General features: G+C 44.6%; 6 protein-coding genes. 1 reads left to right on the forward strand and 5 read right to left on the reverse strand.

The genetic code is table 11. The features are described 5' to 3' along the window. Nucleotides 1–279: 279 nt before the first annotated feature. Both IQ235_RS16265 and IQ235_RS16270 read right to left on the reverse strand, forming a co-directional pair. Nucleotides 280–1509: a homocysteine biosynthesis protein gene (locus IQ235_RS16265; RefSeq protein ID WP_264322487.1), complete on the reverse strand. Its 1230-nt coding sequence runs from the start codon at nucleotides 1507–1509 to the stop codon at nucleotides 280–282. A 205-nt stretch (nucleotides 1510–1714) separates the two neighbouring features. Then, on the reverse strand, nucleotides 1715–1924 hold the full coding sequence (locus tag IQ235_RS16270) for a hypothetical protein (protein ID WP_264322488.1): 210 nt from the start codon (nucleotides 1922–1924) through the stop codon (nucleotides 1715–1717). A gap of 205 nt (nucleotides 1925–2129) precedes the next feature. Between IQ235_RS16270 and IQ235_RS16275 the strand changes: the two genes are divergently transcribed. Beyond that, nucleotides 2130–2771, forward strand: coding sequence for a MotA/TolQ/ExbB proton channel family protein (locus tag IQ235_RS16275; RefSeq protein WP_264322489.1), 642 nt, complete (start codon nucleotides 2130–2132; stop codon nucleotides 2769–2771). A 19-nt stretch (nucleotides 2772–2790) separates the two neighbouring features. On the opposite strand, the gene IQ235_RS16280 is transcribed toward IQ235_RS16275, so the two are convergent. The 3 genes from IQ235_RS16280 to IQ235_RS16290 all read right to left on the reverse strand — a co-directional run. Further along, nucleotides 2791–4152 carry a response regulator gene (locus tag IQ235_RS16280; RefSeq protein ID WP_264322490.1) on the reverse strand — a complete coding sequence of 454 codons (1362 nt, stop codon included), beginning with the start codon at nucleotides 4150–4152 and terminating at the stop codon, nucleotides 2791–2793. A gap of 50 nt (nucleotides 4153–4202) precedes the next feature. Continuing rightward, on the reverse strand, nucleotides 4203–4598 hold the full coding sequence (locus tag IQ235_RS16285) for a response regulator (protein ID WP_264322491.1): 396 nt from the start codon (nucleotides 4596–4598) through the stop codon (nucleotides 4203–4205). 15 nt (nucleotides 4599–4613) lie between these two features. Further along, the coding region (locus IQ235_RS16290; protein ID WP_264322492.1) for a sensor histidine kinase at nucleotides 4614–6057 on the reverse strand (1444 nt) is incomplete at its 5' end.

Raw genomic sequence — 6057 nt, forward strand, 5'->3', positions numbered from 1 at the left:
GGTATCCACCGTTGCCAGTCCCAACAATCCAAAGGCTGCGATCGCTGGAAAAATGGGATCGAGATGAATCAAAGGACCGAGTAAGGCGGACATGGTAAAACCAAAAATGGCGATCGCGATCAGGTTGAGAGACAGAGAACTCATAAAATCAATTCAAAATATACGGGGGAAGGTGGGTCGTTGGACGATCGATGTCAAAGCCAAATCCCTAGAGAAGCATTGCCCAGCCGACGACAACGACTACAACTTATTATTATCTAAACCTTACTGCGGGTACATCTAACTCGATCGATCTAAATTAATCTGACCCCCCCACAAATCTTGAGACAAAAACGCGCGATCGTTCGGAACGGAGGCGACCGGTTCGGTGAGGGTAAATTTCCCAGCTTCGATCCAGGCTTTGAGTTCTTCGGCCACCTCCCGCGAGAGGGCAATACTGGCTAAGGAAGCGACTCGTACCGCTTTACCGTCAATGGTAATCCGTCCTCCCTTGAGTTGGGCGTAACTCACCAATCCGAAAGTGGGACGTACGCGGCGAGGAATGGCAAAGTCTACCACTGGGGCTACCAAATCGGTATCTTGCACCGCACAACGCTGTACCACGGTTTCGTTGAGAACGGGGAACGGTACCCCAACCCCCAACATCAAAGAGGGGCCGTAGTTTTGGAAATAACACCCCCGCACCCATTTGGGATTCATCTGCTTGGCATCTCCCACCAATGCTAGCGTTGCGGCTGGACCAATGGGGGTACGATTGGGCAAGCGTTTCTGGAGGGGGAAATGCTGAGTCCCTTCCCAACAGACGTAGCCGATGCCGCCACCGAGAAAAATTCGGCTGCCAATTCCCACCAAATTGAGATCGGGATCGTTGAATAGGGGAGAAATTGCACCGGGGTTAGAGTAGACGGCATTGCCGAGTTGGGGTTGAAGAGGTCCGAGATAGGTAAATAAAGGGCGATCGCCACCATTGACCCCGACAATAAAATTTTGGTAGAGATTACGGGGATTGAATAGGTAAAATTGGTTGATGCTATCGCGGGTGATGGTGGTATCGAAGGCCGCGCGAGGATAACAGTCCGTGGCTTGCCCGATCGCCCGCAGTTGGAGGGGTTTCCCGGCAATCAAGTCTTCGATTGCATGACCCCCACCTCGGATTTGTCCCCCTCGGGTGAGATTCTCGGGGGTTTCGCGATTTCGCGTATCTTCGGCTTCGAGGGTATCGGTCATTTGCGCGGCCCCCAAATACAAATCCACCGCCCCAAAGCCAGAGTAGGCAGGAACGCCATCGATCCAGCACCGACGAATTTTGATCGGCGGATCGGTGTGTCCTAAATTGATAATCGCCCCACTCGACTCCATCGGTTCGAAGGTTCCGGTGGTAATGATATCCACCTGCTTTGCCGCTTCGGTAACGCCAATTTCGGCAACTTTCGCTTTGGTTTCTTCCACCGTCCAGACAACAACCTGTTGGCGATCGATTTTCTCGTTAATTTCAGTAAGGGTTCGCATGGGAAAAGCAGGGTTCGCGTGGGAAAAGCATGGGAAAAGCAGGGGAGGCTAACACCTGAAAAATTGGGTTTTCAGCCCCCCCCACCCATCACCTCGATCGTTCAAAGCATACACTTGAATCGCACAAGAGATGGTCTCTCATTCAAAAAGCAGCTTGCCCGATCGATTTTCCTTTAGGGGATAGAGATTATTCCACCGATCGCCTTCAATAATTCGTTGAGGACGGATCGTTCCTTTGAAAACCCCGTCCGATGAGGGCGATCGCGACCACTAGAGGAACCCCCAGAACCGCAATTAGAGCATTTGTGGGTGTTGCCGAGATTAACAATTTCGGCCCGATGAATTTAATGAAGATCGAGACGAGGGCTGAGGCTCCGATGACTTTCAAAATAAACCCGATTTTATCGTTCATCATAATATTTAATTCTTCAATCAGATAAAAATAATTGAGAAGTCTATACTTTTGAGAAATGATGTCACTTTAACAAATTGCAAGAAAATTTACGTGTGACACTTTAAATTATAATTGAAAACAGAGAGCGAGAGAATTAAATCTTTTTAAGTTTCGAGATCGACTGACTTCTCAGTTCTATTGCTATCCAAACAGGGGAAATTCATCTATGAAATTGAGTGACTTATTTTTATCGGCAGGTATTGTCGTTTGGCCGTTGCTTCTTTTTTCCCTAGTTTCGATTGCTTTAGTTGCCGAACGATCTATATTTTGGTCTAGCATTTTACAAAAACAAGAACCAATCATTCAAAAAGCCTTAAAATTATGTCGATCGGATTGGTATTCTGCCATTAAATTACTGCAAAAAAATTCGAGTTTACCCCTAGCTCGAATTTTTCTCGAAGCCATGGAACTCGAACGCCCCAATCCCATCGAGTTTAGCCTCGCCCTCGAAAGTGCGGCTCAAGCAGAATTACCCCTACTGCGACGTTTCAATACGATATTCGATACGATCGTTGCCGTGTCTCCCCTGCTGGGATTATTAGGAACGGTGTTGGGCTTGATGAACTCGTTTGCCTCTCTCAAGCTCGGCGATATTGGCAGTAGCAATACAGTCGGAGTTACCGGCGGCATTAGCGAAGCCCTCGCCTCAACTGTTTTAGGTTTGGTGGTCGCAATTTTCACCCTCCTCTTTTCTAATATTTTTCGCGGTTTTTACCGCCGCCAAACGGCATTAATTCGAGAGTATGGAGGCAGACTCGAACTCTTACATCGAAAGCATTACGAGCGAGAGCGATCGTCGAAAACTTAGATGTGAGTGCGATTGAATACTAGTGAGCTGCAGACAGATTGGGTTGATTCTTATAACATAGCTTTGCATAAATTTCAGCAGCTCGATCTCCTGGATTTTGTTTCCAGCACTGAACAAAAAGTTTCGCGGCTTCTCGAAGTTTTCCCTCGTATCTCAAACATAATGCTTTCTCGAACAGAATCTTTGTTTTTATCTTCCCTTCGCGAATTTCTGGGGGGTCGGCATCGAAGACTTCAAACATGGCAACCCATTCTGATTTTTCATGAATGCGAACGCGATCGAGGAAGCGAATATTATAGTCAAAGGGATTTTGCAAACGGACGAACGTATCGCGAGCAATTAAAAAAGAAACGCAATACTGTTTGGTTAAGCCTTCGAGTTTAGACGCCAAACTCACCGCATCGCTAATGACCGTACTATCCATCCGAAACTTTCCCCCCACGGTTCCCAAAATTAAGGAACCCGTATTGATACCAATACCAATACTCAGTTTCGGTCGGCGATCGTTGTCTCGACTGAGATTGTATTGAGCTAGAGTTTTCAGCATAGAAATGCCCGCTTTCACGGCTTCATCTGCACTTCCACTAAATAGAGCCATAATTGCATCACCAATATACTTATCAATAAAGCCCTGATGCTCCAGAATAGAAGGCTCCATACGAGATAAGTAAGCATTAATAAATTTAAAGTTATCTTCAGGTGTCATTTTCTCCGATAAAGTCGTAAAATTACGAATATCCGAAAACAGCACAGACATTTCTTGCTGGACTTGGTCTCCTAAATTAACCTCAACAATACTATCTCTATCTAATTTTTTGATAAATTGATGTGGAACAAATCGTTCGTAGGCTTGGTTTATTTGTTCTAACTCTCGCTCTTTCTTACAGAGTTTTTCGATGAGAGCTGTTTGTTTTTTATTTAAGTCTTCAAGCTCGGTGTTTAGTTGAATTAGTTCAATATTTTTTTTTGCAAATTTTTTATCTTTTAAGTATCGATTAATTGCCTCTTTAATCGTTAATTTAAGATCGTCCTTTTGCCAAGGTTTAGAAATATATCGATAGAGTTTTGCTTTATTAATTGTGGTCTTAACAGCTTCTAGCTCTGCTTGACCCGTAAGCATTATTTTAATTGTTTTTGGAGATAGTTCGTGAATGCGAACTAAAAGTTCGTCCCCTTTCATTCCCGGCATAATACAATCTGAGATAACTAATGCAATTTCATAGTTATCTTCCATTAATTCGGCAATAACTTCTAAGGCTTCTTCACTATCTTGAGCAATTTCAATTAAATATTCTTCACCAAAAATAGATTCTAGCTCGATCTTCAAGCTTTCTACAATTGTGACTTCATCATCAACACATAAAATTGCCGTTTTGCTCATAAGTTAGAATATGATTGGGCGAAGATATCTCGAGCTAGAATTTGAGCTATTTAAGTTTGCGATAATGCCGATCGAATCGTTTCAATGAGCTCTTCATTTTTCCAAGGCTTTTGTAAGTATTGATATAAATTAGCTTGACTTTTCGCACGTTCTATAGCGTCTTCATCAGCTTGCCCCGTGAGCATAACTTTGATAATTTCTGGTTTAATTTGATGAACTTTAATCAGAAATTCATCGCCTTTCATTCCTGGCATTAACCAATCTGAAACAAGAATCAGAACTCGAACATCATCTTCTCCAAACTCTTCAATAATTTCTAAAGCCTCATCGGCACTTTCAGCAAACTCATAAAGATACATATCGCCAAATGCATCTTGAAGTTCAATTTCTAAACTTTTCAAGATCGTGGCTTCATCATCAACACATAAAATTGCGGCATCAGACATTGCTACACTCCTAAATTAAGCAAAATCGAGAGGCAAGAAGACTGTAAAGGTTGTTTTTCCCGGTATAGACTCGACTTCAATTGTACCTTGATGCTTCTCAATTATTTTGCGAACGATATCCAGTCCTAAACCACTGCCTTCCCCAGGTGGCTTGGTTGTAAAAAAGGGTTGAAAGATTTTAGGAAGAATATCTACTGGAATCCCTTTTCCACTATCGGTAATATCTACTCGAATTTTCTTGTCTTTTTGTGTGACGTCGATGTTCAGCGTGCCTTGATTATCCATAGCCTGCAAAGCATTATGAATTAAGTTCGTCCAAACTTGATTGAGTTCGTCAGGGTAACACAAAATCGGCGGTAGGGTTTCATCAAAATTTCCAATTACATCAACGCCTTGTTTGAATTGATTTTGGTATAGGGTAAGAACGGTTTCGATACTCTCTCGAATTTGCGCTTTGGCTTTGGTTCCAGTTTGGTCGTAACGAGCATAAGTTTTGAGAGCGAAAACGACTTTAGCAGCCCGTTCTGCAGCCGTCGAAATCGTTCGAGTACTGCTCTGGACGGTGGCAAATTGGTATGCCGTTTTGAGAATCGTTTGACTGTCGGGATCTTGCAACAGAGGGAGAAAGCGATCGAGATTTTCGTACACGCCAATACCCACTAATAAATTGGCGATCGCCGTTGCTTTGTCGATCGACTTTTCCTTGAGTTCGCTTGTTAGACTGCGTTTGATTTTGCGCTGTTCTCGGGTCGATAGAGGTGTATCTCGGTCTCTCGATTTTTCGAGCAATGCCAAGAAATCGGGCTGACGTTCGGGGGAAAGCTGCCCGAAAAAATCGGGTAATAGATGCAAATTATCTTGCCAGAAGTTGGCAATATTGCGTACGGAAGAGTTAATCGCCCCAAGAGGAGTATTGACTTCGTGAGCAACTCCCGCGACTAGTTGCCCCAGCGCTGCCATTTTTTCCGATTGAATCAATTCTTGCTGAGTTGTTTGTAACTGTTCCAAGGTATTGGCGAGTTCGACATTTTTTTGTTTTAGGGCAACTTCAGCTTGTTTCTGCTGCACCACGGTTCCCGATTGGGCGGCAACAGCCGAAATCAATTCCACCAATCGCTTATCCTCCGTTCGAGATTCGGAGATTAGAAATACAAGTATGGCAAGGACGCGAGCCGATTCGCTCTCATCGTCTGGGGAACTCAGAATCGGAACCCCAAAAGCACTTTGCTGTCCCCCTTGCCGAGCCATCTTGGCTCTGAGAAAGACCTCGTTGGATTCCCGAGGCAGGGTGGGAATCCATTCGGGCTGTTTGGAGTGCCAAACCCGCCCCGGCAGTCCCTGCTGCAAGGAAAATGTCATCTGTTGTGTCTGCTGACGAAATGCTTCCCAGTGAGAGCGACCCTTGCCCTGGGCATCGCTGCGACCGTACCAAATGGGCAAACACTCGAGTACCTTGCCC

Origin of the sequence: Zarconia navalis LEGE 11467 (genome assembly GCF_015207075.1) — a bacterium.
GTDB classification, from domain to species: Bacteria; Cyanobacteriota; Cyanobacteriia; order Cyanobacteriales; family Geitlerinemataceae; genus Zarconia; species Zarconia navalis.